This is a genomic window from Ruegeria sp. YKSF131, assembly GCF_059612645.1.
Map to the genome: position 1 here is coordinate 1 of NZ_JBXWQZ010000133.1, position 1,550 is coordinate 1,550.

Annotated in this window: 1 protein-coding gene; it reads left to right on the forward strand. The window is 56.8% G+C overall.

Translation table 11 applies throughout. The features are described 5' to 3' along the window. Positions 1-87 precede the first annotated feature (87 nt). Positions 88-1,473: an IS1182 family transposase gene (locus AC2FLZ_RS21940; protein ID WP_496882792.1), complete on the forward strand. Its 1,386-nt coding sequence runs from the start codon at positions 88-90 to the stop codon at positions 1,471-1,473. The last annotated feature ends 77 nt before the right edge of the window (positions 1,474-1,550 follow it).

Consider the following 1,550-nt stretch of genomic DNA (forward strand, 5'->3'; position numbering starts at 1 on the left):
GCTTTGGGCTTATTTTGTTGAAAAACTCTTCCTTGATCGATGCATGAACTGCTGATTCAATTCTTCCAGTGGGCGGGAGGATTGGCGATGATGGGACCGAGGCAGGAAGCGCAATCGTCGCTGTTCTATGAGTTCTCATTGGAGAACCACGTTCCCCAAGATCACCTGCTTCGGTCGATTGATCGATTTGTTGATCTGAGCAGCATTCGAGCACATCTCGCGGATTTTTACAGCCACACTGGCCGCCCATCGGTCGATCCGGAACTGCTGATCCGGATACTGCTGGTCGGCTACTGTTTTGGCATCCGGTCGGAGCGTCGGCTTTGTGAAGAGGTGCACCTGAACCTCGCCTACCGTTGGTTCTGCCGTCTCGATCTGAATGACCGTATCCCGGATCATTCCACGTTTTCCAAGAACCGACACGGGCGTTTCCGGGAGAGTGAGCTCCTGCGGCATCTGTTCGAGACGACCGTCGCGCGCTGCATCGCGGAGGGTTTGGTCAGCGGCCAGCGCTTGGCGATTGATGCCAGTCTGATCGAGGCAGATGCGAATAAACAGAATTCAACGCCAAAGGAAGAGTGGGACGCGACGAGTATCGATCCGGCCGATGCGCCCCGCGCGGTCCGCGAGTATCTCGACACGCTGGATGAGGCTGCTTTCGGGGCTGCGAGCGAGGTGCAACCAAAGTTCACCTCCCATTCTGATCCGGCCAGCCAGTGGACGGCGGCCCGTAAAGGCCCAGCATTCTTTAGCTATTCCGACAACTATCTGATCGACACGGACCATGGCGTCATCGTCGATGTGGAAGCCACACGGTCCATCCGACAAGCTGAGGTCGGATCAACCAAAACCATGCTGGACCGGGTAGAGGACAAGTTCGATCTGCATCCAGAACGGCTGATCGCCGACACCGCTTACGGCACCGGGCCACTTCTTGGATGGCTGGTCGACCGCAAGATCGCGCCGCACATTCCTGTCTTTGATAAATCCGGGCGCAACGACGGAACCTGGACCCGTGCGGACTTCGAATGGGACGCCGGGAAAGATCAGTACATCTGTCCCGAAGGTCATGCGTTGAAGCAGTTCCGCCGTAACTATTCTGACCCAAACCGAGGGCCAACTGGCAAGGGCACGGCCCGCTACCGCGCCCTGAAAGACGTTTGCCAGGCCTGTCCATCAAAAGCCAAATGCTGCCCTAATGCCGACGCGCGCAAAATCACCCGCGAAGAGCACGAAGACGCACGCCAGGTCGCCCGCGAGATCGCCAAAACCCGCCAATACGACATCTCGATGAAACTCAGAAAGAAGGTCGAGATGCTCTTTGCCCACCTCAAACGCATCCTCGGTCTGGGACGGCTCCGATTACGCGGACCATGTGGTGCCAATGACGAATTCCTCCTCGCCGCCACCGCCCAAAACCTCCGCAAATTGGCCAAGATCATTCCTGCACCGCAGCAAACGCGAAAGACCTGATAAGAAAGGCAATCGCACTCAGCTCAGATGACTACTTTCTGCGTCAGCAACACGTTGTTTTTCAACAGAATCGGCTC

What these genes read in the sequence shown, in the direction of transcription:
- AC2FLZ_RS21940 (WP_496882792.1), top strand. Translation starts at nt 88, where the DNA reads ATGATGGGACCGAGGCAGGAAGCGCAATCGTCGCTGTTCTATGAGTTC.